The sequence below is a fragment of the Natrinema altunense genome, assembly GCF_000731985.1.
Taxonomy (GTDB): Archaea; Halobacteriota; Halobacteria; order Halobacteriales; family Natrialbaceae; genus Natrinema; species Natrinema altunense.
Window position 1 is genome coordinate 359,458 of the sequence record NZ_JNCS01000001.1, and the last position, 25,001, is coordinate 384,458.

General features: G+C 64.8%; 25 protein-coding genes and 2 pseudogenes. 12 read left to right on the forward strand and 15 right to left on the reverse strand.

Annotated elements, in window-relative coordinates; all coding sequences use genetic code 11:
- Positions 1–330 precede the first annotated feature (330 nt).
- The 5 genes from ALTAJ2_RS01860 to ALTAJ2_RS01880 form a co-directional block, all read right to left on the reverse strand.
- A complete protein-coding gene (locus ALTAJ2_RS01860) occupies positions 331–1,242 on the reverse strand; it encodes an HFX_2341 family transcriptional regulator (protein WP_007110540.1) in 912 nt (303 codons plus the stop codon).
- A 164-nt stretch (positions 1,243–1,406) separates the two neighbouring features.
- Entirely contained in the window at positions 1,407–1,634 is a 228-nt protein-coding gene (locus ALTAJ2_RS01865; RefSeq protein WP_006185901.1) for a DUF7860 family protein, read from the reverse strand.
- 48 nt (positions 1,635–1,682) lie between these two features.
- A complete protein-coding gene (locus tag ALTAJ2_RS01870) occupies positions 1,683–2,318 on the reverse strand; it encodes a hypothetical protein (RefSeq protein ID WP_007110539.1) in 636 nt (211 codons plus the stop codon).
- 51 nt (positions 2,319–2,369) lie between these two features.
- On the reverse strand, positions 2,370–3,857 hold the full coding sequence (locus ALTAJ2_RS01875) for a sodium:solute symporter family protein (protein WP_007110538.1): 1,488 nt from the start codon (positions 3,855–3,857) through the stop codon (positions 2,370–2,372).
- Positions 3,854–4,132: a DUF3311 domain-containing protein gene (locus tag ALTAJ2_RS01880; RefSeq protein WP_007110537.1), complete on the reverse strand. Its 279-nt coding sequence runs from the start codon at positions 4,130–4,132 to the stop codon at positions 3,854–3,856. Before ALTAJ2_RS01880 ends, ALTAJ2_RS01875 begins: the two co-directional genes overlap by 4 nt.
- A gap of 176 nt (positions 4,133–4,308) precedes the next feature.
- On the opposite strand from ALTAJ2_RS01880, the gene ALTAJ2_RS01885 reads away from it, so the two are divergent.
- From ALTAJ2_RS01885 to ALTAJ2_RS01895, 3 genes are all read left to right on the forward strand, one after another.
- Positions 4,309–5,253, forward strand: coding sequence for an ArsR/SmtB family transcription factor (locus ALTAJ2_RS01885; RefSeq protein WP_007110536.1), 945 nt, complete (start codon positions 4,309–4,311; stop codon positions 5,251–5,253).
- A 239-nt stretch (positions 5,254–5,492) separates the two neighbouring features.
- Positions 5,493–6,947 carry a DNA primase DnaG gene (gene dnaG / locus ALTAJ2_RS01890; RefSeq protein WP_050031414.1) on the forward strand — a complete coding sequence of 485 codons (1,455 nt, stop codon included), beginning with the start codon at positions 5,493–5,495 and terminating at the stop codon, positions 6,945–6,947.
- Positions 6,948–7,015: 68 nt separating this feature from the next.
- Positions 7,016–7,219 carry a hypothetical protein gene (locus ALTAJ2_RS01895; protein WP_007110535.1) on the forward strand — a complete coding sequence of 68 codons (204 nt, stop codon included), beginning with the start codon at positions 7,016–7,018 and terminating at the stop codon, positions 7,217–7,219.
- Positions 7,220–7,373: 154 nt separating this feature from the next.
- On the opposite strand, the gene ALTAJ2_RS01900 is transcribed toward ALTAJ2_RS01895, so the two are convergent.
- The gene (locus ALTAJ2_RS01900; RefSeq protein ID WP_049900878.1) at positions 7,374–8,699 is read right to left on the reverse strand and encodes a DUF92 domain-containing protein; all 1,326 of its coding nucleotides are present in this window, start codon (positions 8,697–8,699) and stop codon (positions 7,374–7,376) included.
- A 161-nt stretch (positions 8,700–8,860) separates the two neighbouring features.
- On the opposite strand from ALTAJ2_RS01900, the gene ALTAJ2_RS01905 reads away from it, so the two are divergent.
- Positions 8,861–9,466, forward strand: a complete 606-nt coding sequence (locus ALTAJ2_RS01905) for an undecaprenyl diphosphate synthase family protein (RefSeq protein ID WP_007110533.1) — start codon at positions 8,861–8,863, stop codon at positions 9,464–9,466.
- Here the strand turns inward: ALTAJ2_RS01905 and ALTAJ2_RS01910 are convergent.
- Both ALTAJ2_RS01910 and ALTAJ2_RS18435 read right to left on the reverse strand, forming a co-directional pair.
- Positions 9,463–9,858, reverse strand: coding sequence for a DUF7344 domain-containing protein (locus ALTAJ2_RS01910; RefSeq protein WP_007110532.1), 396 nt, complete (start codon positions 9,856–9,858; stop codon positions 9,463–9,465). The two genes, ALTAJ2_RS01905 and ALTAJ2_RS01910, sit on opposite strands and share 4 nt — an antisense overlap.
- Positions 9,859–9,878: 20 nt before the next feature.
- A pseudogene (locus tag ALTAJ2_RS18435) lies at positions 9,879–10,532 on the reverse strand (IS6 family transposase).
- 446 nt (positions 10,533–10,978) lie between these two features.
- Here ALTAJ2_RS18435 and ALTAJ2_RS18440 point away from each other — a divergent pair.
- Positions 10,979–11,508: pseudogene (locus ALTAJ2_RS18440) on the forward strand (IS6 family transposase); the annotation flags it as partial.
- Positions 11,509–11,682: 174 nt separating this feature from the next.
- Here the strand turns inward: ALTAJ2_RS18440 and uppS are convergent.
- Positions 11,683–12,615, reverse strand: coding sequence for a polyprenyl diphosphate synthase (uppS, locus tag ALTAJ2_RS01915; protein ID WP_007110528.1), 933 nt, complete (start codon positions 12,613–12,615; stop codon positions 11,683–11,685).
- A gap of 176 nt (positions 12,616–12,791) precedes the next feature.
- Here uppS and ALTAJ2_RS01920 point away from each other — a divergent pair, with 176 nt between their 5' ends.
- The 4 genes from ALTAJ2_RS01920 to hemA all read left to right on the forward strand — a co-directional run bounded on the left by ALTAJ2_RS01920 (position 12,792) and on the right by hemA (position 16,502).
- Positions 12,792–13,208 (forward strand): DUF5778 family protein, encoded by a 417-nt coding sequence (locus ALTAJ2_RS01920; protein ID WP_007110527.1) that lies wholly within the window; start codon positions 12,792–12,794, stop codon positions 13,206–13,208.
- A gap of 179 nt (positions 13,209–13,387) precedes the next feature.
- On the forward strand, positions 13,388–14,470 hold the full coding sequence (gene ahbB, locus ALTAJ2_RS01925; RefSeq protein ID WP_007110526.1) for a siroheme decarboxylase subunit beta: 1,083 nt from the start codon (positions 13,388–13,390) through the stop codon (positions 14,468–14,470).
- A gap of 29 nt (positions 14,471–14,499) precedes the next feature.
- Positions 14,500–15,156, forward strand: coding sequence for a precorrin-2 dehydrogenase/sirohydrochlorin ferrochelatase family protein (locus ALTAJ2_RS01930; RefSeq protein WP_007110525.1), 657 nt, complete (start codon positions 14,500–14,502; stop codon positions 15,154–15,156).
- Positions 15,156–16,502: a glutamyl-tRNA reductase gene (hemA, locus tag ALTAJ2_RS01935; RefSeq protein ID WP_007110524.1), complete on the forward strand. Its 1,347-nt coding sequence runs from the start codon at positions 15,156–15,158 to the stop codon at positions 16,500–16,502. Before ALTAJ2_RS01930 ends, hemA begins: the two co-directional genes overlap by 1 nt.
- Positions 16,503–16,646: 144 nt before the next feature.
- On the opposite strand, the gene ALTAJ2_RS01940 is transcribed toward hemA, so the two are convergent.
- Positions 16,647–16,979, reverse strand: a complete 333-nt coding sequence (locus ALTAJ2_RS01940; protein WP_049900875.1) for a hypothetical protein — start codon at positions 16,977–16,979, stop codon at positions 16,647–16,649.
- 283 nt (positions 16,980–17,262) lie between these two features.
- On the opposite strand from ALTAJ2_RS01940, the gene ALTAJ2_RS01945 reads away from it, so the two are divergent.
- A complete protein-coding gene (locus ALTAJ2_RS01945) occupies positions 17,263–20,235 on the forward strand; it encodes a glycoside hydrolase family 31 protein (RefSeq protein ID WP_049900872.1) in 2,973 nt (990 codons plus the stop codon).
- A gap of 227 nt (positions 20,236–20,462) precedes the next feature.
- On the opposite strand, the gene ALTAJ2_RS01950 is transcribed toward ALTAJ2_RS01945, so the two are convergent.
- The 5 genes from ALTAJ2_RS01950 to ALTAJ2_RS01970 form a co-directional block, all read right to left on the reverse strand.
- Positions 20,463–20,660, reverse strand: coding sequence for a hypothetical protein (locus ALTAJ2_RS01950; protein WP_007110521.1), 198 nt, complete (start codon positions 20,658–20,660; stop codon positions 20,463–20,465).
- A gap of 84 nt (positions 20,661–20,744) precedes the next feature.
- Positions 20,745–21,380 (reverse strand): HAD family hydrolase, encoded by a 636-nt coding sequence (locus ALTAJ2_RS01955; RefSeq protein WP_007110520.1) that lies wholly within the window; start codon positions 21,378–21,380, stop codon positions 20,745–20,747.
- Positions 21,381–21,515: 135 nt separating this feature from the next.
- Positions 21,516–21,920 (reverse strand): LWR-salt protein, encoded by a 405-nt coding sequence (gene lwrS / locus ALTAJ2_RS01960; protein ID WP_007110519.1) that lies wholly within the window; start codon positions 21,918–21,920, stop codon positions 21,516–21,518.
- A 32-nt stretch (positions 21,921–21,952) separates the two neighbouring features.
- On the reverse strand, positions 21,953–22,234 hold the full coding sequence (locus tag ALTAJ2_RS01965) for a 4a-hydroxytetrahydrobiopterin dehydratase (RefSeq protein ID WP_007110518.1): 282 nt from the start codon (positions 22,232–22,234) through the stop codon (positions 21,953–21,955).
- 86 nt (positions 22,235–22,320) lie between these two features.
- On the reverse strand, positions 22,321–22,989 hold the full coding sequence (locus ALTAJ2_RS01970; protein WP_007110517.1) for a helix-turn-helix domain-containing protein: 669 nt from the start codon (positions 22,987–22,989) through the stop codon (positions 22,321–22,323).
- A 204-nt stretch (positions 22,990–23,193) separates the two neighbouring features.
- Between ALTAJ2_RS01970 and ALTAJ2_RS01975 the strand changes: the two genes are divergently transcribed.
- Both ALTAJ2_RS01975 and ALTAJ2_RS01980 read left to right on the forward strand, forming a co-directional pair.
- Positions 23,194–23,601 carry a hypothetical protein gene (locus tag ALTAJ2_RS01975; protein ID WP_007110516.1) on the forward strand — a complete coding sequence of 136 codons (408 nt, stop codon included), beginning with the start codon at positions 23,194–23,196 and terminating at the stop codon, positions 23,599–23,601.
- 57 nt (positions 23,602–23,658) lie between these two features.
- Positions 23,659–24,999, forward strand: coding sequence for a TIGR00341 family protein (locus ALTAJ2_RS01980; RefSeq protein ID WP_007110515.1), 1,341 nt, complete (start codon positions 23,659–23,661; stop codon positions 24,997–24,999).
- The last annotated feature ends 2 nt before the right edge of the window (positions 25,000–25,001 follow it).

The following is a 25,001-nucleotide window of genomic DNA, read 5'->3' on the forward strand; positions in this document are numbered from 1 at the left end:
GCGGGCGTCGTCGGTACGTCGTCCGGCTGTGCAGTTGACTGTCGTCCATAGAGGGGTCGTTGCTCGGTGAATACTGGTCGGCGACAATACATCCGTCGAAACGGGGTGGGGAATGAGGGGCTACGGGGCCCCTACGAAAGCGGCGTCTCGCGGGCCGTCGAACGGCCGAACCGCCGCGACGCACTGAGACATACGTACTGCTTGCCCGGCGACCGGTGTTAGGTGTTTCGTCGTATCGCCCGAGACGTGGAGGGGACCGTCTCAGACGGCCGACGTACCGTCGCCCTCGTCGTAGTGCTGATCGGCGTCGTCGCCGCCACGCCGCATCGACTAGTCGCCGGTCCCGTCGTCCGAGTGGGCGCGCACCCACAGTTCGCCGATCCGCGAGAGTCGGGTCCGATAGGACTTGCCCTGTTCCTCGCGCTCGATGTAGCCCTTGCCGCCAGGTCCCAGCCGGTCGACGTTGTAGATGACCTTCGACCGGAAGCTGTCGGTGTACTCCTCGTTTAGCTCGCGGGCCAGCGACTCCGCGAGTTCCGAGACGGAGTCGAACTCGCCGTCTTCGCCGAGTTTGTAGAGAATGAGTTCCTCGAAGGGTTTGACGTTCGAGAAGGAGGCGACCGGCAACTCGACGATGTGTTTGCCGTCGATCTCCTTCGCGCCGATGGTCGTCCCGCGCTCGTCGAACTCGGCTAACAGGTCGCGGGCGCTCTCGAGGCGAGTCCCGACCCGGTCGGCCGCGATTTCCGCGTCGTCCCCGTCCCCGCGGAGGTCCTCGAGCAGGGCGATCTGCTCGCGCAACTCCTCTGCGAGTTCGGTCTCCAAGTACTTCTCCGGGGCGGTGTAGTAGGTGTGGATGCCCTCGCGGTCCTCCTGGCGTTCGACCATCAACGAGTGGGCGGCGTTAGCGAAGGCGAAACTCACGGTCCGGGGCATCGCGGCGACGTTGACCCAGACCTCGTTGCTCGAGTCGAGTTCCGCGGTGATGAGTTCGTAGGCCTGCTCGAAGGCGTCGTCGTAGTCGTAGACGTCTTCCAAGACGAACCGCTCGGTCTCGGCCCCGAGCAGGTTCTTGAAATCCGTCTCGAGTTTCTTCGAGAGGTGCCGCGAGTACTCGACGTTGGCCTCGCTCCCGACGGCCCCCTCGAGGAGGATGACGCTGTCGACGTCGATCTGATCGCGGACCAGCGGCGCGATCAGCCGGTCGTAATCGAAGCCGACCGGGACGATGTGGGTTTGCATACGTGGTACGTGGGTGGGTGTTTATAAAAAACACCAGTTTCAGTACCGGTATCGAAACGCGACCCGGACCGTCTCGACGCCGGGAACAGAGTACTACTGCAGATGAAAGCGCTAAAAGCGATCGGGGAATCGTCTCGAGGCGACGTTAGGCGAACTCGATCACACTATTCGAGCAGCGGCATGACGATCCCGAACACGAACGGCGACGCGAACCCGATGGCGAAGCCGAGCAGCGTCAGTGCGAACAACAGGGTGTTCTCCCACTGGGGAAGCGATCCGAAAACCGCGTGTCCGACCAGTTCGCTGCCCGCGCCGACGACGAAGAGGGCGAGACCGAGGAAGAACCCCCCTTTCGTCAGCTCCGAATAGCTGCGACCATTATAGTGTGCCATAGTTGGAAATCGATAGTCGATCAATTAACGATTTCGACGGCGGTCGACTCAGCCGTCGGCCGCGTCCTCAAGTTCCAGCCCCCGGAACAGATCGACGATCGTCTCGCGGTCGCGGGCCGGATCGACGTCGAGGGCGGCCGCCAGCAGTGCCGCGTCGGCGGGCCCCTCGAGCGGGAGGAGCCCGCCGGCCAGCATGTACGTGTCGGCGGTCGGCCAGACGGCGACGTGGGCTTCGGCATCGATCGTTGCGGTCCCGTCATCGACGGTCACGCCGTCGACCGCCGCGTCGATCGGATACGCGACGTCGAGGACGGAGAGGTGGCCGACGGCTCCGTCGGGCCGGTCGATGTATTCGGTCGCGCGTTCCGCGCCGATCGCAATGCCGTCGTCCGCGACCGTGTCGACGAACTGCTCGCGCGCTTTCGGGGCCGCCACGTCGAGCGCGTCGGCCGCTGACAGTCCGATCGTCGACAGGGAGGGACTGATATCGAGCGCGACGGTGAACAGCGACCGCACCGGAATGTCGCGGCCCCCGCGGAGTTGCTCGAGCGCATCGGCGGTCGGCTGGTGCTCGAAGACGGCCGTCTCGGCGGTGACCGTCGCCAGCGAGAGGCTGCGTTCGTCGGTTCGGCTCCCGAGCCGACGCCAGTCGTCGGCGACCGCGGGCGGCAGGTCGATAGGCATTCGTCAGCGCGTATGCGACCGGGGCCGTTCAGCGTGGCGATTCGAACGCCGTCAATCGGCACCGAACCGGTCGAAGTAGATCGCACGCCGTTCGGCGGCGGCCGGCGAGGTCGCCAGCGAGACGGCGACGGTGACGACGAGACCGAGACCCATCCCGACGAGACCGGCGGACCAGCCGGCGTAGGAACTCGGAACGACGGCAAGGAAGAGACTCGAAACGTAGAACGTCTGACTGACGAGGATACCGGCAGTGATCCCCGCCCGCGTAATCCGGCGCCAGTAGAGCGCGAGCAGGACCGGCAACGCGAGCTGGGCGAAGCCGCTGAAGGCCGCGTTGCCGATTTCGAACAGCGTCGCGGGCTGGAACAGACTGACGACGAACGCAACGGTGGCGAAGAGGACGACACCCACGCGGGCGATCAGATCCTCCAGGCGGTCGGAGACGACCACCCCCAGGAACCCGAGGATCGGGCGAAAGAGGTCCCGCGTGAAGTACGACGACCCGGACAGCAACATCGAATCCGAGGACGACATCATCGCGGCCATCGCGCCGGCGATGACGAGCGCGGCGAACCACGTCGGCGTGTACTCCGCGAGGACCAGCGGCAGGACGTTCGCGCCCTCGGGAACCGCGACCTCGAGGCCGGCGGCCCACGCGCCAAGCATGAACGAGGGCACGAAGAGGAGGACACAGAGGATCGGCCAGAGGGCGAACGACCGCTTGAGGACGGTTTTCGAACCCGCAGCGAAGAAGCGTTGGTTGACCTGCGGGAACATCGCGACGCCGAACCCGATCGTGATCGCCGTCGAGAGCATCCACTGGACCGTGTAGTAGTCGCCTCCCAGCGAGAGGAAGCCGCCGGTATCGGGGTTCGACGCCAGGGCGTCGGTCGCAGCGCCGGGCCCGCCGACGGCCGCGAGTACCCACAGCACGGCCACCCAGGTCGTGACGAGCATGAACGCGCCCTGTAACGTGTCCGTCCAGGCGATCCCGCGCATTCCGGCGATGACGACGTAGAGGATCATGAACGCGGTGATCAGCCCCGCTCCGGCGGCATAGGGAACGGCACCCTCGGTCAGAGCCTCGAGCGCGGTGCCGGCTCCGACCTGCTGGAGCATGACGTAGGGGAAGAGCCAGAGCAGGCTGACGCCTGCCACGAGCCCGCGGACCCACCGGGAGCCGAAGCGGTCACCCAGCATCTCCCCGAGGGTTACGTAGCCGTACTGTCGGCCCAGGAGCCACTGCTTGTAGCCGATGACGTACCAGAGGACGGCGAAGATGATGCCGTCCATCAGCCCCATGACGAGGATCCACTCGGGACCCTGCGCGTAGGCGATGGTCGGCCCGGCGAAGAACGTAAACGCCGACAACAGCGTCGCGAAGGTGGTAAACAGCAGGACCACCGTGCCGAGCGTTCGACCGGCGAGATAGAAGTCCTCGGCCGTGCGGTCGGTTAGTCGGTAGGCGACCAGCCCGACCGCGAGGGCGAGTAGGAGATAGCCGACGATGATCGAGAGTTGGAGCGTGACCGCGCTCACGGCGCATCACCTCCGGGTCCCGCCTCTCCGGGCCCGACCTCGCGACTGCCGCTCGAATCGCCGTCGCTCCCCGCAGGCTCGATACCGATACCCCAGGCACGCCGTGTGAACAGCCAGAAGACGAGCGACGCGAACCCCATCCAGCCGACGTGCCACCAGAGCCAGACCGGGAGCCCGGCGACGACGGTGGCCGACCCCCACAGGAACCACGGAATCGCGAGTCCGGCCAGGACGAGTCCGACGACGATCCAGCCCCCCGCTTCGGTGCGGCGCATGTCCGAACCTTGGCTCCGACATGGGTAATTCTTACTGTTCGAACACCGATATCGAAGAGATTTATTCATCGATGCGGAGCGGCGTTGCCATCGTGCGGTTTCCGCTAACTGAAATCGCTCTTTCACCGAGGAAAAAGGGTATATGTGTTTGACATCGAATACGAACCGAACCCCATATGGCCCGTCTCTTCCCCCTTCGCTCCGACACGGCCACCGAAGAGGGCCAGCCCCGCGTCGTCGACCTCGAGGGTGAGGACGCCGACGCGGTCTTCGGCGCGCTCTCCTCGACGACGGCCCGGGAGATCTACTCACGACTCGATGACGAACCCGGCACGCCCAGCGACATCGCCGACGCGATCGACTCGTCGATCCAGAACGTTCGCTACCACTTGGAGAAACTCGAGGACGCCGGACTCGTCGAGGTCGTCGACACCTGGTACTCCTCGCGCGGCAACGAGATGAGCGTCTACGCGACGACCGACGGGCCGCTGATCGTGACGAGCGACGAGTCGCGAGCATCCCGGTTGAAGGAGGCGCTCTCCCGGTTGGTCGGCGGGATCGGCGCGCTGGCCGGTGGCAGTCTGTTCATCCAGTACGCGATGACGCGGTGGCTCGCGCCGGCCGAAACGGGCCCGACCGCGAACGGCGGCGCACAGCCGGCGGGATCGGACAGCGGACGCGACAACGGAACGATTCAGGGCACCGACGACGCAGGGGACGCCGACTCGAGCGACGGGTCGGTCGAACAGCGCGAGAGTGACGATATCGATACTGCGGACGCCGAATCGACGAACGACGCCGCTACCGACAGCACCACCGATGGGGATTCGGCAACGACGGAGTCGGCGGACGATTCGGCGGCGATGGACGGGGCCGATGAGTCGGGCGCGGTGGACTCGGTCGAGGATTCGGGCGCGGTGGACCCAGCCAATGATTCGGGGGGAACGGACTCGGGGCTCGATCCCGACAACGAGACGCTCCAGAACGTCACCGACGGCGGGGCGGAGGCGATCGAGACGGTGTTCGGAACCGTTCCGCCGGGGCTGCTCTTTTTCCTCGGCGGACTGGTCGTTCTCCTCGCGATTACGATCTACTGGTACTGGTATCGACCGGCGTATTGAGGGGTGATGTGCGATCCGCCCCCTATGCAGGTGCGACGTCTCTTTCGCCGCCGTTTACAGGCCACGGTTCGACGGGACACGGCAGTCGGCTGGCTCCCGAGCCGACGATCGATGGAGCGCGCGGTGCACCGCCGTCTCCGGAGGTCAACAGCTATTTGCCTCTCACGAACGAAATCCTATATAAACGGTCACCGACGCGGGTTCCGCGTCATCGTACCCCTCACGGGGACAGATCTCCAATGGAAGACACTTCGAAATACCTCATTCACGCGGACGTCACGGCTGACGGGGTCGTCGAGCGCAGCGACGTCGTCGGCGCGATCTTCGGGCAGACCGAAGGCCTGCTCGGCGACGACCTCGATCTGCGCGACCTCCGCCAGTCCGGGAAAGTCGGCCGTATCGACGTCGAAATCGCGAGCACCGCGGGGCAGTCCCACGGACAGGTAACGATCGCCACCAGCCTCGACAAAGTCGAAACCGCCACCCTCGCCGCCTCCCTCGAGACGATCTCGCGGGTCGGCCCCTGTCGCGCCGAGCTCGAGGTACGCGAAATCGAAGACGTCCGGGCGGCAAAGCGAAAGGAGGTCGTCGACCGCGCGAAGGAACTGCTCCGGACGGGGTTCGACGACACGATCATGTCCTCCGAAGAGATCCTCGCGGAGGTCCGCCAGCACGTCCGCGTCGAGGACATCACCGAGTACGAGGGGCTGCCAGCCGGCCCACGCGTCACGGACAGCGACGCCATCATCGTCGTCGAGGGCCGTGCCGACGTGCTCACCATGCTCAAGTACGGCATCAAGAACGCGATCGCCGTCGAAGGGACGAACGTTCCCGACGCGGTGGCCGAACTCACCCGCCACCGGACCGTCACCGCCTTCCTCGACGGCGACCGCGGCGGCGATCTGATCCTCGAGGAACTCGCCCAGGTCGGCGACATCGATTACGTCGCCTTCGCTCCCGCCGACAACTCCGTCGAGGACCTCGACCACCACGAACTGTTCGCCGCGCTGCGGAACAAGGTCCCGTACGAGACCGTCTCGGAACTGAACGAACCGCGGGAAGCCGTCGCCGCAACCGACGGGAGTACGTCGCCCGCACCCCAGCCGTCCGACTCCGCGACCGCGTCGCCACAGCGCGTCGACGCGGCCCCGAACGGGTCCGACGACTCGAGCGCTACCGGGGCGAGGACGGAGTCGGAGGCGGGACCGGCAGCGAGGGCGAAGACCGAACGGGCGGACGCGGAGCCGACGGCGAACGGGTCCCAGTCCCCGGCACGAGCCGACGACGGCGAGCGCGGATCGGTCGGCGGAGAACCCGATGCCGCGGCGGCGGCCGGTTCGCCGACCAACGAAACGAACGGCCCCGAAAAAACGAGTGGCCCCGAAACAGTCTACGACCACGCGACCGCCGTCATCCGCGCGGAAACCGACCGCGTTCGCTTCCTCGATGCCGACGGCGAGACGATCGACGATGTCGACGCGGGCGACGCCGACAGCGCCATTCAGGAACTCGAGACGGTGCCGACGACGGTCGTACTCGACGGGATTCTCAGCCAGCGGCTGCTGGATCTGGCGGCCGACCGTGGCGTCGAGCGGATCGTCGCGCGCTCGCTCGGGCAGTTCACTAAACGCCCGACCGGCGTCCGTATCCACGCAGTCGACGATATCGCGGAACGGCCACCGGAGCGGGACTGACCGACGCGTGGCTCTCGAGCGGTGTCGATTCGTGCCGTTCATATATCGACGGCGGTGACCCACTCGCAATGACGCCGCCACCGGCGGCCGCCCTCGCACTGCTCGGCGGCACCATTTTCATGATGGTCTGGGCGACGACGACGGCCAGAACGCCCGGATCGGAACTCGAGTATCACTACGAGACGAGCGGACCCGACGCGCGCGGCGAACACTCCGATCGAGCGGCCGACGACGGCCGATCGGGACGGTTCGTCTCCGACGCGGACGACTGACAGTCGTCCGCGACCAGCTGCGGATCGGTCCACGGCGGCCAGTCGGCCAGTCTCGAGTCACCGGTAGCGGCGGCGTTGCGGACGACGATTGCACGACTGGCGTGCCCGCGGACTCGAATCGAACGCGGCGGCGCTCCGCACGACGGGCGACCGGTTAGCCGAGGACCGACAACGACAGGACCAGCAACGCACAGACGAGCGCCCCCGACAGCGTCGCCAGGAAGTTGACCCCCTGATTGCCCAGCACGGACCCCTCGAGCGTCGCGCCGAGCAGACTGTCGACGGTCATCCCGACGATACCGGCGGCGACGATGACGGCTGCGCCGACGGGTTCGACCGCGGGGAAGAGCCCGTAGGTGAGGCCCGCGACGACGGCCGCGCCGACGATACCGGCGAGTTCTCCCTGCCAGGTGACGCCGCCGTCGGTGCCGGGATCGACCGGCTCGAGGGTCGTGATCAGCCGCGGGCGCTCGAAGACGCTGCCGATCTCGCTCGAGAGGGTGTCGCTCATCGCGGTCGCGATGGAGCCGGCGAAGGCGAAGAGGAACAGTTCGGGCTCGTGGGGGAGAAATTCGGCGTCGCTGGCGGCGTAGCCGAGCACCGCGACGAGCGCGACGGCGGCGTTGCCGAGGACGTTCCCGCTGCCGCGTGCACCGTTGTTGTCCTCGGCGACGCCGAGGGTCCGTTTGCGGTCGTACCGAAACTTCGTCGACAGCCCGCCGATGGCGAAAAAGGAGATGAGGACGGCGAACCAGCTGTAGCCGCCGAGGACGATCGTCACCAGTCCCAGCAACACGCCCGTGAGCATCCCCGCGATCGAGGCCGTCTCGAGAGCGTAGGACGCGTATCCGAACGCGATCGTAACGGCGAGTGCGATGGCGATTTCCCCGGTCGCGACGGCCGGACCGAGTTCGGCGAGCAGCCAGAGCAGGAGGCCGACGGCGAGGACGACGATGGGATCGTCCGAGCGCAGCAACACGTCGCGGAGGAGAGCCGCGAGAAGGGCACCGCTGGCGGCCAGGAAGACCAGTATCGGGGTCGCAGACGGGGCAGCGGTGTCGGTGAGGGCGTGGGTCGCCGCCTGACCGGCGACGGCAGCCGCGATCCCCGTCAGACAGAACCCGGTGACGCGGACGACCGCATCGTCAGTGCGCAGCCTGACGAGTTGCTCGCCGAGGTTGCCGTAGCCGACGAGCAGGAGCGTGCCGACGAAGACCGTCTGTGGCATCGACGCCGCGGTCGCCATGAGTCCGAGTGCAACGCCGGCGAGGACGAAGGTGATGAGGCCGTAGAGACGTGCGTCCTCGTAATCACCCGGATAGGCGAGCAGATCGAAGAGCGGCCCGTCGGTGACGACGTAGGCACCCAGCAGGACGCTGCCGGCGACGGCAGCCCCGACTCGCGGACCGACGAGCGGAACGACGAGCGAGAGCGTACAGAGGACTGCGAACACGCCGGCTCGCCGGACGGGTGCTGTCACGATACCGGTCCCTTTCTGTGGCGTTCACTTGAAGGTTCGTGAACCCGCCTCGGGACGGTTTTCACTGGCCTCAGCCGCCAGCAACGTAATTTCGCTTCTCAGACAGAGTGGGGCGAGCGTGACCCGTAACCCGTATGCCATCGGCCGTGAAAGTCGCGACCGTGGGACTGTACGAACGGTATCTGGCGCTTCGCATCCGACGCCACGAGGCCGAGCCGCCCGATCACGTCGCGCTCGTGATCACCGAACGCGACCTGTTAGAGCGGGGCGCGTACGACACGCTGACCGACTTCTTCGAGTGGGCCGTCGAGTACGCCTCGCAGATAACGGTCTACGTGAGCGTCCTCGACGCGGCGGCGGTGCCGGCCTTACAACGCGAACTCGAGACGATCGATGCGCCGCGCCCGGTCGCAGTGCGGGGTCCGGAGGACAGGGCACGGGCCGACGCGCCGATCCGGATCGGGATCGGTCTCGGCGGGAAACACGAGTTCACCAGTGCGGTCCGGACCCTCGCGGAGCGCGTCGACGCGGGCGATCTCGATCCCGACGAGATCGACGACGAACACGTCGAGGACCACCTCGTCTTCCCGTCGGAACCGGACCTGGTGATCAAGACCGGGGCGGAGCGGCTCTCGGATTTCATGATCTGGCAGTCGGTCTACTCCGAACTGTACTTCACGGACGTCAACTGGCGGGACTTCCGCAAGCGGGACTTCCTGCGGGCGGTCCGCGAGTACTGCAATCGGTCGCGGCGCTTCGGTCGTTAACCCGCCGAGTCGCGCGGCGGCGAGGGACTCGAGCCCGTCGAGTCGGGGGCATCGACGAGCGCCGCCACCGGGTCGTCGGCGGCGACGACCGGCCGGTCTAACCGGACCCTGCCGACATCGCGGTCGTACTCGAGGACGTCGTGTGCCTCGAGTTTCGGAAGGACGACGTGGCTCAGTGCGGCCCGGACGGCGTGTTCGTCGGCGTCGTCTCGCGTGGCGACGGCCTCGGTCAGTCCCGCGAGCGAGAGCGACGATTCACACGTCGAGAGGACGTGGAGCGTGAGACGCGTTCGGGGGTTCGCGAGGAGCGCGTACGCGTCGTCGAGGGGGACATCCGTGAGACGCACGAACCGCTCGACGTCGACGACAGGAGCGCTGTTCGGTACCGACATCGTACGTATGGGTGACATAATTATAAATAAAGGTCTTTGGGTGGGTGAGAAGGTAGTGTACAGATAAGCTGATTCCATGCGAAGGCGAACGCTTGGAGCCAATTTTCGACGGTGTCTGCTTCGGCATGACTGAAACAGTTTGAGAACGAGTTAGTTCGGCGTTTTAGTTCTCGAAAGACACGTTCGACACTGTTCCGATTACCGTGTTTTTCGTATCTGTAATCAAGACTATGTTGATGGAGTACCGCTTGCAGCCACGATGCAGAATCGACGAGCTGTTTGTCGCGGAGTTCTGCGAGGAACATCTCGGTAATCGCTTGATTTGTCGTCGGTGAGAGCTTGACGTGCAGCAAGCGGTTTGTTGCGGGATCGACGGCGGCGTACAGCCAGAATCGGTCGTCATTCAGTTGGATCACGGTCTCGTCAACCGTGACGTGATCCGGATTTGCGCCATCAAGCGGCTGTCAATCTGCCCTCTGCACCCAGTTGTGAACGGTCGATCGACAGCGTTCGACACTCAACCTCTCGAGAATGGATATTGTATCCGAAAGTGATAGTCCAGACAGGCGGAGTCGGATACCGAGCTTCATCGCGGGCTTGGGTGTCGCCTCTCGCTCCAGAAAATCTAACTCGAAGCAGTCGCTACCTCTGTTGAGGCGGGCGGTTCCGATCATAGACCACTCAAAAATCGATCCGCCTCGCTCTTCATTCTTATCTGAACACCGCCGTACTAACCAATCCTCATATTTAAGTAATAAGTGTCTTATTAAATAATAAACAGAATTTATGACTGGAACTGCCAGATTTGTACTGAGTATTGGGTCTATTGGTATTGGAACGCTATTTATTATATCCCCAGAATTTATGGAAAGGATTCGAATTAGGACAGCTGCAGACCCACAACCGTCCGACTGGGCGATCAAACGGAATCGTTACTTTGTTGGTCCACTCTGGATAGCTATTGGTATATTCGCATATGCTGCATAATATTTAAATAAAAGGTTACGGCACTGTCTAGATGAGAGTTTGACGAACGAGCAGGTGGTGGCGAGAAAGTGTCCATGCAGTTCGCCAACCTGCTCAGAGAGACCGCTGAGGTGGTGCAGAACTAGACAGTGCCCATCTTGCCATATTATCGCTTTCGAATACCATTCGAGAACTCGAGAGGTCCGGTGTCAAGAGATCACGAAAGGCTGTCCATGATTGGATACAGAAAGCTGATCTACAGCCAGCAACTGATACGAATCCAAATCACGTTGCGATCGACGAAACCGTGATTCGAATCGATGATCAGCAGTATTGGTGTACGCTGCAGTCGATCGTAAAACGAACAAACATCTTCATATACGGCTGTTCTCCACGGCTACGATCGCATTGACTGAGCTCGTTTTACGAGAACTAACCGAGAAACATGACATCGAAGATGCTGTGTTTCTCGTTGATGGCACACAGCATCTTCAGACGGTACTTCGCCGACATGGGCTCCGATTTCGATATGAAAAACAGGGAAATCGAAACGCTATCGAACGTGTCTTTAGAGGTATAAAACGACGTACCTCCTCGTTCTCAAACTGTTCCATTAATATCAGATCAACAACTGTAGAATCATGTCTCCAAGCCTTCGCTGTCTGGCAGAATGCTACAAACTAAACACGACCGGTGAAAACGGACGGCGAACGGCTATCGCCCGACGCGAACGCCGGGCCTCGCAGTCGTGACCACGGCAAGCCGTGCGGGTTCACACGGCGGGCTGTCGTCTCCCGGACGGCGGTCGTCCTCGGAGGGTGACGGCCGTCGACAGCAGGCGTCGCGTTCCGGGGACACTCAGTCGGCGGCCCGGCCGTTCGAGTCGCCCGCCTCGAGCGTCTCCGCGTCGGGCCGTTCGCTCGAGGGGAGCGAGTCGCGGAACCGATCGACGATCGAGCGGGCTTCGGCGAGTTCGGGTTCGCTGACGGCCCCAAGCAGTGCCAGTGCGCGGCGCGCACGCGTCCGTCGCCAGGATTCCGCTCGGTGTTCGTACGTTCGGATGCCGCGCAGGAAGTCGGCCTTCGAGAACTCCGGCCAGTAGGGCGTACAGAAGAAGACCGCGGCCTCGTTGCCGTTGGCATGCCAGGGCAGGAAATTCGACGTGCGCTCTTCGCCGCCGGGCCGAATAATGAGGTCGACGTCCCGCACCGGCTGGTCGTACAGCCGTCGTTCGATGTCTTCGACACCGATTTCGTCGGGTGCTAGCTCGTCCGCCGCGACGCATTCGGCGACCCCGCGGGTCGCGTTGAGCAGTCGCGAACGGCCGCCGTAGGCGAGCGCGATGTTGAGGACGAACGCGTCGTAATCGCGCGTGCGTCGTTCGGCGTAGCCGACGGCGTCTCGGACCCGATCGGGGAGCATCTCGGTCTCGCCGATCGCACGGATACAGACCTCGTTCTCGTGGACGCGGTCGGCCTCCGCGAACTCCCGGAGTTTCTCACAGAGGAGATCGAACAGCGCCTCGTTTTCGGCCGCGGGACGCTCGAAGTTCTCCGTCGAGAACGTGTACAGCGTCAGCTCTTCGACGCCGATATCCTGACACCACTCGAGGACGCGCTCGGTCGTCTCGGCACCCGCGCGGTGGCCCTCGGGAGCGTCGTCGCCCTGACTGCGGGCGTACCGTCGGTTCCCGTCCTGGATCACCGCGACGTGGGTCGGTGCGCCGGAGACTTCCCTGGAGAGCAACCGCTCGTATGCCGCGTCGACGCGCCGACGGAGCCACCGCTTCATCACCGGAGTAAAAGTCAGCGACGACTATGTGTCTTGTGTGTGACCTGGTGTCACTATGTCTGAGCGGTGGATGTATCGCTGTCGCGTCGGTACTCCGTGAAATCCCGTCGTTCGACGGGTCACTCGCGCTGACGGAATCGTGACGGCTATCAGTCCGGCCCCGTTCGACTCGAACAATGCCAACAACCAATTCCGACGCGCTCGACGAGGACCTCTACCAGCGGACCAAGGCGCTGCTCGAGCCCGGCGAGGTCGACCTCAACGGGGCGATCGTCCACACCGACTACGACGGGCAAGAGGACGTCAAAATGATGCAGGCGACGATCGACGTCGGCGATATCATCGCCGAACACTCGGGCTACGATCCGGGCGACTGCTACGTCTACTCGGGCAACGACGACCCGGACTTCTCCTCGAACCAGCACCAAGGCCTGACGCTCGAGGACGAGGAGTTCGTCTGGGAGTGCCAGCAACTGCTGCGTGAGGGCAGTTTCGACATCGTCATTTACTACGAAGCGAGCGCCGACCACGAGGCGATCCTCGACGACATCGAGGCCCTCGGCTTCGACGTGACCGGCGTCGAAGGGGAGTAAGGGCGGACAACTGGGTCCGGGCCACAACGGACCCGTGTTTTCAGGCCGAGTGGAACGGACGCGTTGCCTGTCAGACGCACGCCGCGCAGGGCATCCGGCGGTCGGTCCGAGGACGCACCGTCGGTCGACTCGAGTCGCCTTCCAATCCGCTTATGCACCGCCAGCCGTGAGTGACGCATATGACAACGGACGTCGACCTCACGGACGGCGAGCGGGCGGTCGTCAACGCCTTTCAGGGTGGGTTCCCCGTCGTGGAACGGCCGTTCGAGGACGCCGCAGCCGCCATGCGCGACCACGGGGTCGACATCGACGCGGCGGGACTACTCGCGACGATTCGCGACCTCGACCAGCGGGGCGTTCTCTCGCGGTTCGGAGCCCTCGTCAACGCCCAGGAGATCGGCGGCGCGGCGACGCTGGTCGCCATGCACGCCCCCCGAGACCGGTTCGACGAGGTCGTCGATCTGGTCAACGACCACCGCGAAGTCGCCCACAACTACGAACGCGACCATCCCCATCTGAACGTCTGGTTCGTCGTGAGCGTCGCCGACGAGGACCGCGTCGACGACGTGCTCGCCGACATCGAAGACGAGACGGGACAGGAAACGTACAATCTGCCGAAACAGCGGGAGTTCCGCGTCGAAGCCAAGTTCTACGTCGACGGCCCGCTCGACGGCGATGGTGACGACGCCGCCGCTGGAATCGACTGTTCGGCGCTCGGCCCCGATGTCGCACCGACCGACGACGCTACGCTCTCGCCCGCCGAACGGGACCTCGTCCTCGAGATTCAAGACGGGTTCCCGCTGACCGAGACGCCGTACGGGGACATCGCCGATGCGATCGGGCAGGACGTCGACTGGGTCCTCGAGACGGTCAAACGGTTCGAACGCGAGGGCAAGATCCGACGGATCGGCGTGGTACCGAACCACTACGCGCTGGGCTACACGGAAAACGGGATGACGGTCTGGAACGTACCCGACGAGGTCGTTCCCGAGGTCGGCCCGAAAGTCGCCGCGCTCCCGTTCGTTACCCACTGTTACCGCCGCCCGCGCCACGAGGGCGTCTGGCCGTACAACTTCTTCGCGATGACCCACGGCCGCAGCGAGGCCGAGAGTCAGCGGCGCATCGAACGGGTGCGCGAGGTCATGAGCGAGCATTGGGACGTGTCCGACGACGACTGGGCGTCCCTGTTTTCGACGCAGATACTGAAGAAGACCGGGATTCGAATGGCAGAACGCGCCGAAGCGAACACCAGAGAGCAGTAGGACGTTATGTCCGCCACATCTCATCCAGAATGATTCCGCTTTTGCACGATTTCACGAACGAGACGGTGCTCGTCGTCGGCGGCGGTCCGGTCGGTGCCCGGAAGGCCCGGCGGTTCGCCCGGGAGGCGCAGGTACTCGTCGTCAGCCCGTCCTTCGCCGACCGGGAGTTCGGCGATGCCGAACTGATCCGGGCCGCGCCTGCCCCCGAGGACGTTCCGGGCTGGCTCGAGCGAATCGTGCCCGCACTGGTCGTCGCGGCGACCGACGACGCGGCGATCAACGACGCCGTCGTCGACGCGGCCCGCGAGCGGGGACTCCTCGTCAACCGGGCGGACCGGTCGGGGGAGCGTGAGGTCGGCAGCGTCGTCGTGCCCGCGACGGTCCGCGAGGAGCCGGTGACCGTCGCGGTCGCGACGGGCGGAACCGCGCCCGCGGTGAGCAAGTATCTCCGAGCGGAACTCGAGGAGACGCTCGACGGGGCCGGCGAGATGGCACGGGTCTGTGCGGGACTGCGCGAGGAGTTAAAGACGCGTGATATTTCAGCGGACCGACGACGGGAGATCGTCACGGACGTCGTCAATTCTCCGGACCTTTGGACAGCTTTACGTACGGGTACTTCCAACTGTCCGCAAGTGATCGAGGACGTGCTCGGCGAGGAACTGTCAACCGGGGGTGAACGGCCGTGATGTCGACCGGCGTCGTGACTGCCGCGCGAGTGACCCACGAGAGCGGGACCGTCGACCAGTTGGCCGCAGCCAGCCCCGACAGTCAGGAGGCCGCCGTGACGGAGCTGCTGACCGTTCCCGACATCGAGGAGGCGTACGTCCTCTCGACGTGCAATCGGGTCGAGGCGTACGTCGTCGGCGCTGACCACGCCGTCGGCCGGGCCGCACTCGAGGAATTCTTCGCCGCGATCGACGACGAGGCCGTCGTCACGACCGGCCACGACGAGAGCCTGCGACACCTGTTGCGAGTCGCGGCCGGCCTCGAGTCGGTCATTCTCGGCGAGGACCAGATTATCGGTCAGGTCCGGACCGCCTACGAGGACGCCCGCGCCGCCGGCGGGATCGGCTCGATGCTCGAGGCCGCCGTCACGAAAGCGATTCACGTCGGCGAACGCGCACGGACCGAGACGGCGATCAACGAGGGGGTCGTCTCCCTGGGATCGGCCGCGACGCGGCGGGCCGCCGCGGAACTCCCCCTCGAAGGTGCCACCGCACTGGTCGTCGGAGCCGGCGAGATGGGACGGCTCGCGGCTCGCAACCTCGCGGCGAGCGGGATCGACGAACTCGTCGTCGCCAACCGAACCGTCGCCCACGCCGACCACCTCGTCGGCGATCTGGAAGTCGAGATCGACACGCGGGTCGTGCCGCTCGAGGCGCTCGAGACCGTCGTGACCGGTGCCGAAGTCGTCGTCACGGCGACCGGCAGCGATGAGCCGGTACTCGGACCGCGCCATTTCGATGCCGAGTCCGATCGCGACACAGCGGAGGGCGGGACCGAACAGGTGATCGTCGATCTCGGCCAGCCGCGGGACGTCGCGCCGGCGGCCGGCACACTGCCGGCGGTTCAGGTGTTCGATCTGGACGACCTCGAGTCGGTCACCGCGGAGACCCGCGAACAGCGGGCCGACGCGGCTCGGGAGGTCGAGGCGATGATCGACCGCGAGTACGACCTGCTCACGGAACAGTACAAGCGGGCACGCGCCGACGAGGCGATCGCCGCGATGTACGAATCCGCCGAGCGGATCAAAGATCGGGAGGTCGAGACCGCGCTCTCCCATCTCGAGGGCGAGGTCACCGAGGGGCAACGAGAGGTCGTCGAATCGATGGCCGACGCGCTGGTCAACCAACTGCTCGCGCCGCCGACCAAGAGCCTCCGCGAGGCGGCGGCCGAAGACGACTGGAGTACGATCCATACCGCACTGCAACTGTTCAATCCGGAGTTCGACGGGGACGACGGCCCGCTCGCCCCGCCGTCGGTCATCACGGCGAACGCCGACCCGGGGATCGGCGCGACGGACGACGACTGAGAGCACCGCCCGACGACTCGGTTTCGGTGCGGGTTGGTGTCACTCGAATCCGTTCAGACGCAGTACTGAGCGCTGCCAGTGTATGGAACCGGGAACCGAGTCGACGACGCTCGAGACACCGTGCTCGACCGCCTCAGTGTCGTGCTACCGGTTCGGCGCGCCGTACTCCACGTGGACCGTCGGGACGCTCGGGGAGTCGGGCGCTTCGTCGCCGTTCCAGTCGACGAGACGGACGTTCGCCATCCGGCCGGAAAATCGGAACCGCTGGACGCCGACGTCGATCGCACCCTCGGCGACGCCGCCGGCCATAACCGTGCCCTCGGCAACCGGATCGTCGGCGAGCATCTCGAGGTCGCCGTCGACGGTGAGTTCGTAGTTCGACGGGACGCCGCGCCCGACGATCGTCACGAGGTTCGGGAGGTGACTATCGGTTGCGGTCGCGTCGGTTCTGTTCTGCACCGCTGTCTCACGTGTCATGCTTCGATAAGCCCAGTATCCCGGTATAAGCTTTCCTGTCGAAGAATTGGTAAGAATGCGTGAATGCGGTCGCAACTGCCACAAGCGGGCGAATCGGCAATCGTGAGCGACTCCCCCGTTGCCGGCCCATGGAGAGGCCGAACGGCTGAAGTATTAGTATGACGATCGTTCACGTTCAGTTTTGGTTTATTGAGTGATGATTAGGTATAACCGAGCATATTTTCGTCACAGCAATCGGAATTCAGAAAAATTTTAATACATATTGTAGTTAATTTCGACAGAGATGGTTAACAGGTCACCACGGCTCACGACCCGACGGACGCTCTTGCAAGCATCGGCCACGTTGCTGGCAGGCGGTGCACTCGCCTCTTCTACTGCGCGGGCCGACCACTACGACTCGAAGATCCATCACGAACCGGAACTCGACGATGACAACCTCCAGACGTTGTCCGTTCGGGATTACGATGTCCTCCAAGATGGAGTGACAGTCGATCTCGGCGAATACGAGGGGTACGTCCGCCTGTTCGCCAACGACATGGCGCGGGTCTCGATCGTCGAGTCCGGAGAAGAAGAGTACGAGTCCCGCGGTATCGCAACGGGGAGAGCCGAGTGGGAGACGCCGAGTTTCAGTGTCGACGAGAACGAAGATCGGATCGCTCTCGAGACGGAGACGATCACCGTCGAAATCAACAACGGACTCTTCGGCGTCACGTTCCTCGACGAAGACGGAGCCGTCATCAACGAAGATTATCTCGAGAAGGGGTCGTCGGGATACGAGGCTGGCAAACCCTACGCGTACAAGAAGACCGACGAAAACGAGGCCTTCTACGGGTTCGGCGAACAGCCCGGCAACGAACTCAACAAACGGGGCGAGAAACTCGAGCACTGGAACACGGACCAGTACGCCTACGGCGCGGACAACGACTACGTCTACACGTCGATTCCGTTCTTCGTCGGCGTGAAAGACGTCGGCGCCTACGGAATCTTCTTCGACGATCCGTATCACTCCGTGTTCGAGATGGCAACCGAGTCGGACGACTACTACTACTTCCTCGCCGACGGCGGTCAGTTGACCTACTATTTCGCGTACGGTCCCGAAATCGAGGGGGTCCTCGAGCGGTACACGGAACTGACCGGGACGATGGAACTGCCGCCGAAGTGGGGACTCGGCCTCCACCAGAGCAAGTGGGAGTACACTCCGGACGAGATCGTCGAGACCGCCGAAACATACCGCGAGAAGGGGATTCCCCTGGACGCGATGCACTTCGACATCGACTACATGAACGAGTATCGCGTCTTCACCTGGGAAGACGACTACCTCGATGCGCTCCAGCGGGTCGAGTCGATCCCGGGGATCAGAACGGTCGCCGTCAACGACCCCGGCGTCGCCGCGGAGGAATCGTACGATCCCACGCCCGATGATTCGGCCCCGGACGAGAGCCCGTACGACGGTGAATCCGACGACGAGACGTCCGGGGATGATACGTCCGGCGGCGACGACTCCGACGACGATACAGCCGGTGATACGCCCTATGCGGGGACGCCCGATACCGGCACCCAAGAGGACGGCGTCTCGCTCACGACGACCGAGATCCCGACCGACCACACTCGGTACGATGTCTACATCGAGGGGACGGAAAACGACTACTGGGTGAAAAACGCCGACGGCGAGACCTTCGTCGGGAGAGTCTGGCCGGACGAGACGGTTTGGCCCGATTTCTCACGGTCGGAGGTCCGCTCGTGGTGGGCCCGACAACACGACGCGCTGTTCGACGCCGGCATCGACGGGATCAAAAACGACATGGCCGAACCGGCGGTGTTCCAGGAGAACGAGAAGTACGACTGGACGATGCCGGTCGACAACGTCCACGGGACGGGCGACGACACGATGCTCCACGAGGAGTATCACAACATGTACGGCTTCGACATGGCCAGAGCGGCCCACGAAGCCTACGACGTCTACAAGCCCGACGAGCGGCCGTTCCTGTTAAACCGGAACCTCTACGCAGGGGGACAACGGTACGCGGCGCTCTGGACCGGAGACAACGTGAGTTCGTGGGCGCACCTGCGGAAGTCGATCCCGATGCACCTGAACCTGGGGCTGTCCGGACTGGCGTTCGTCGGCCACGACATCGGCGGCTTTGTCGGCCGACCCGATCCGGAACTGTTCGCCCGCTGGATGGAACTCGGAGCGTTCGTCCCCTACTGCCGGAATCACGCGGACAGCCACACCAAGGTCGACGACGGGGAACCGCGGAACCAACACCCCTGGACGTTCGGTGACGAGGTCGAGGCGATCAGCAAGAAGTACCTTCGACTGCGCTACCGGCTGCTCCCGTACCTCTACAACGAGTTCCGGGACGCGACCGAGACCGGAAAGCCGGTCCAGCAGCCGCTGGTGGTCCACTTCCAGAACGACGAGCGAACCCACGATATCGCCGACCAGTTCATGTTCGGCGACGACATGATGGTCGCACCGGTGCTCGAGGAGGGCGCGACCTCCCGCGAGGTCTACCTGCCCGAGGGAGAGCAGTGGATCGACTACTGGACCGGCGAGGTGTACGACGGCGGACAGACGCTCACGGTCGATGCCCCACTCGATCATCTTCCGGTCTTCGTCCGGGACGACACCATCATCCCGATGCGCGAGGTCCAGCAGTACACGGGCGAACAGCCGCTGACGACGCTGATCCTCGACGCCTACGTGGACGAGGAAGCGACGTACTCCTTCTACGAGGACGACGGCGAGAGTCGAGCCTACCGGGACGGAGCGTACAACGTGACCGACTTTACCGTCTCGACTACCCCCGGCGGCGTAGTCACTTTCGAACACGAGGCGGTCGTCCGAAACTACGCGGACTCGCAACTCTCGTCGTATCTGTTGAAACTCGACCGGTCGGAACTACCGCGGAAGGTCCAAGCAGCCTCGAAGAAGTATGAGGCGGTCAGCGACGCGGAAACGGTCGAGGACACACCCGAAACGTTCACTTATGACGAAGCGGCCGATGCCGTCTTCGTACACGTCCCCGCCGACGAGGACAACCCGGTGAAACTGTTCTTCAACGGAAACCGCAGCAACAGCGGTCGCGGCGACAGAAGTCGCGGCGATAGAGGTCATGGCGATAGAGGTCGCAGTAACAACGATCGAGACGAGAGAAGACGCGATAACAGCGATCGCCGTCGCAGAGATCGCGGCAAGACAGATCGCGGGAACAGCGGACGCAGTACTGGAAACCGCGGTGACGGAACCAGATAACAGAAAGAACGGGAACGAAAATCGTGGTACCGGTAGTCGCGCCGGCACGGGCCGCCCGTATCGGTGCCGGCACGCCCCTCACCGATCCCACTCGTCGATACGACGGGACGAGTGAGTCACGTCCGATTCGATCCCGCCGACCGGTACGTGGCTGACTCTTGATGCTCGGTCCCGGAACCTGCCGTCAGCTCTCCGCGGTGGTAGAGCACCGCGGCGGCCACCGCGGCTCAGTCGCTCGAGGGACCCAGGTCGCGAACGAGAAGGGCGTCGGAGACAGCGGGAACGGTCGGACGGACGGTCCCGTCGCTCGAGTCGATCGTGTGCCCCGTTTCGACGTGGTGGCGGATCGCCGCCCGCGAGCGGCGTTGCTGGGACGGGTCGTCGACGGCGGACGCGCTCCAGTCGCAGTCGAGACAGTACTTCATCGGTTCCGTCTTTCGCTGTTTTCCTGAAGCCCTTTCGGTCCGCGGGTGCGAGTACGACCCTGACCGTCGATCGGCGGTGGCCGCTCAGGACAGTTCGTCGAACGAGCGGACGCGATAATCCCCGAGTACGCACTGGCCCCGCCGCTCGTGGCCGACGCGTTCGACGTGAATCGCGTCGATCCCGGCGTTCCAGGCTGCACCGACGTCGTTCGCGCCGTCGCCCGCGAGCACGCCCCGATGGCCGTTGTGGGCGACCCCGAGGTCGGCCATGACGGACTGCACCGGTTCCGGGTCGGGCTTCCAGCCCGTTTCCTCGGTACAGCACAGCCGCGCGTCGAACCAGTCGCGGATTCCCACGGCGTCGAGGACCGGCTCACAGAGGAACTCCTGACAGTGGGTCACCAGCCCGACCGGCACCTCGAGATCGGCGACGAACGCGGCGTCCTCGTGGAGGTAAGTCTGCTCGGCCCGGACCAGGGGGTCTTCCTCCTCGTGGAACGCCTCCCAGAACGCCGTCGGGTCGACTCCCCACTCCTCGAGTTGGCGATCCCGGGAGCCGGTCAGCCCGTTCCAGAGGATGTCCGCTTCCTGATCGGTGAACTCGCGGCCGAGCCGGTCGCCGACCTGGTCGAACACCTCGCGGGTATACGACCACTCGACGTCGACGAGCGTGCCGTCGAGGTCGAGCAGCCAGAAATCGTACTCGCGCTCGAGAGCCATGCGGAACCGAACGTAGGGAGGTCGCGAGTAAATGCCTGTCGACCGGTCGAGTCGCCCACGAGGCCAGTATCGTAGCCACTGAAGGTCACTGCACGCCTGACCGCATGACGGCGTTGGGTCAGTGTGGAACCCGTGTCAGTGGCTCCGATCGGACGCGTCGGTCACGCGTACGCTCGAGCCCAGATACTTCGAGAGGGCGTCCGAGACGTCGTCGGCCTTGAACGGCTCCAGATCAGCCGCGACCGCCGCTTTCAGCGCGTCGAAGTACTCCGCGTCGGTCCGGAGTTCGCGGAAATCGACGGATTCGACGGTTCGCTCGGGGATGCCGAGCCACTCCGCGGCGAGTCGGCGGCCGTACTCCCGGTCGGCGACCTCGCCGCGCCACAACGTGTTCCGGAAGAACAGCCACCCGTCCGTCCCCGGCTCGGGTGCCTCGCGAGAGAGCGTGACCGTCGTCTCCGCGGACGCCGGCTCGAGGGAGACGAACGGCCGTGCGGGCTCGAGACGGAACCGGACGCGGAAGACGTAGGCGGCGTCCATCGTGAAGTCGGTCGCTGTTTCGGGGGCGAGGTTCAGGCGTCGCGCTCGGACTCGATCAGTTCCGCCATTTCGATGTCGGCCTCGGTGATGCCGCCCTCCTCGTGGGAGGTGAGCCGGATCTCGACGCCGGAGTACCGGATGACGATCTCGGGGTGGTGAAACTGTGCTTCGGCGATCTCGCCGACCATCTGGGCGAAGTTGACGCCCCGAAGGTAGTCATCGAACTCGTAGACGCGAACGATCTCGTCGTCCTCCCGATCCCACTCGGCAGGGAGTTCCGCTTCGATCTCCTCGTCGGAAAGTAGGTCAGCCATGTCAGGCCGAACGCAAGCCAATCAAATAACGATTGTGCCGCGCTCCCAACCTGTCGCGGGCGCTCGTCGGTCGTGGCGGCCGGCGATCAGTCGAGCCGCGACTCCTCGCCCGCGGGCTGGAGTTCGGCGTCGACCAGGGTCTCGTAGGCCCGCCGAAACCGTTCGGAGAGCGCCTGATGGGAGATCCCCAGCTCTTCGGCCAACTCCTCCATCGAGACCCCGCGGGGGATCTCGAAGTAGCCGTACTCGAGTGCGGCCTCGAGCGCTTCCCGCTGTTCGGGCGTCAGTCGCGTCTGGTGGTCCTCGGCGTCGAGCGCGTCGGTCACGTCGGTCACGCGCCGGAGGTCGGCGTTGACGCCGCGCTCGAGCAGTCGGTCGTAGGCATCACAGAGCGTGTCGCGGTCACGGTAGCGGACGGTAACCTGCCACCAACCGTCGCTCGCCCGCGCCTCGAGCAGGGAGCCGCCGTCGGCAAGCAGGTCGTCCCAGAGCCGGTCCGTGCCCGCCCCCTCGCTGAACGTCACGTCGTACAGCAGTCGCGATCCGGTTTCGACGAGGAGTTCGGCCGTCTCGACCGAGGGATCGGCCTCGAAGGCCGCGGCGACCGTCTCGGGATCGACGCCGGACACCCACAGCGACGGCCGCGTCTTCGACACCGAGGACTCGAGTTCGAACGTGGCCTCCGGCGCGCGTTCGAAGGTGGCCGCCAGGGCTGTGTCCGCGGCCGGAAGCCGGAGATCGGCTATCGTCGACATCGGGCTTCGTACACTGCCACCGCGTAAAAATCGCTGTGACGACGAGGCTGACTGTCGGGTCCGGTGACCACTGTCTCGAGTCGCTGCGGTCGAATAGCCGCCGGGGACGGGACTGGTAGCGGGTGCAGGACGTCGTCACTGGCGCTCCCGACGACCGGAATTGGCCGGCCACACCGTCACGGGAGACACCCACCGAACACGCGTATGCCCTCGCGTATCGACGCCGAGACCGACTTCGAGGACCTGACCGCTCGCATTCGCACGCAGTCACAGCAAGCGCCGGGGTCGGACACCGAACGCGTGACGATCCGCTCGCTCGAGGCCGTTCGCACCGCGTCGCTCGAAACCCTGCTCGAGGCCGCCGAGAGCGAACACCTCGAGCCGGGGGAGCTCGTCTTCCTCCTCTCGCGGGCCAACGCCGAACGACTCTGTGAGCGGGAGTCGGATATCGACGCCGTCGACGACCTCGAGATGGAACTCGGTCGACGGGGTCGCGTCGAGGACGGAATGCCCGACGACACGGTGCTTCTGTTACACCCCGACGCCGTCGAGGGGACGGAACTGATCGAGCCCGAGGCGATCGCCTGCGGTATCGTCGGGACCGACGGCTGACGGTCACCCGTCCACTGCCGACCCGAGTACTATCCGCGGCTCGGTCGTCCCCGCAGTATGCGCTATCTCGAGATTACGGTCCCGGAGGGAAAGCGCCGGGCCGTTCTCGACGTTCTCGAGGACGAGGGAATCGACTACGTCGTCAGCGACGAGACCAGCGGCAGGGGGTACACCGCGGTCGTCCGGTTCCCGATCCCGACCCAGGCCGTCGAACCCCTGCTCGATCGACTGCGGCGGGCCGGGATCGGCGACGAGGCCAGCGTCGTCGTGCTCAACGCCGAGACGGTCGTCTCCGAACAGTTCACGACGCTTCGGGAGCGCTACAGTCGTGGCGGGCAGACGGGATCGCGCACCTCGAGACAGGTGTTGCGCACGAAGGCCGACGAGCTCACGCCCCCGTTTGCGATCTATACCGTCATGCTGCTGATCAGCGCCGTCGTCGCCACCGCCGGGTTGTTGGCCGATTCGCCGGCAGTGGTGATCGGTGCGATGGTTATCGCGCCGCTTCTGGGCCCCGCGCTCGCCGCCAACGTCGGCATCGTGACCGGCGACGATCGCCTCAAGTCGACCGGCTTCAGGTACCAGGTCGTCGGCGTGACGATGGTCATCGTCGCCTCGATCGGCCTCGCGATGCTCGCTCGGATAGCCGGCCTCGAGCCCGCGGGGGTCGACATCGTCGTCGCCACCGAACTCGAGGAGCGGGTCGCACCGAACCTGTTCTCGCTGGCGGTCGCGCTGGGTGCCGGGATCGCCGGGATACTGAGTCTCACCAGGGGGTTCTCGGAGGCCATCGTCGGCGTGATGATCGCCGCGGCGCTCATTCCGCCCTCGGCCGCGGTCGGCATCACGGTCGCCTGGGGGATGTCCGGCGCGGCGATCGGTGCCGCCGTCCTCGTCATCGTCAACCTCCTGTCGATCAACCTCGCCGCGCTGGCGACGCTGTGGATCGCCGGCTATCGCCCGCAGGGACTGTTCGAGGTCTCGCCGACACGGACGTCGACGTACACCTACGCGGCGATCTTCGGCGTCGGGCTGTTAGTGTTGGCCGCACCGCTGGCCGGCGTCACCCTGCTGGACTTCCACACGACCGAACTCGAGTCGGCGACCGAAGCGGAGGTCAATGCGGTGCTCGCCGAGTCGCGATACGACGGTCTCGAGGCCGACGAGGTCGAAGTCGAACTCGACGGCGACTACCCGATACAGTCGGTCGAGCGGATCGTCGTGACGGTCTCAAGCAGCGAGCCCGGTCCGGTGCCGGGGCTCGCCGACCGACTGTACGAGGAGATCAGCCCTCACAGCGACGCGGGAGTCGCGGTCGAGGTTCAGTACGTCGTCACCCAACAGCGAGGGGGGAACGGCGACCAACAGGTGTCGATTCGATCCGCGGACGGACCATGAGG